A 201-nucleotide genomic window follows, 5' to 3' on the forward strand; every position below is an offset into this window, starting at 1 on the left:
GACCTACTCTCACATGGGCGAACCACACTACCATTGGCGCAACGATGTTTCACTTCTGAGTTCGGGAAGGGATCAGGTGGGGCCATCGCGCTATTGTCGTCAGCAAAGGGGGTTAGATATGAGTCTGTTGTTTTTATTGTTTGACTATAAATGTTTAGTTTATGGTCGATCAACTTGTAACCTAACTGAATCAAGGTTAAA

At 43.8% G+C, this 201-nt stretch carries 1 rRNA gene; it reads right to left on the minus strand.

What is annotated here, in order from left to right:
- Window positions 1-104, minus strand: a 5S ribosomal RNA gene (rrf, locus tag NJD71_RS13935); the annotation flags it as partial.
- Window positions 105-201: the final 97 nt, after the last annotated feature.

Origin of the sequence: Psychrobacter sp. PP-21 (genome assembly GCF_033790785.1) — a bacterium.
Lineage (GTDB): Bacteria > Pseudomonadota > Gammaproteobacteria > Pseudomonadales > Moraxellaceae > Psychrobacter.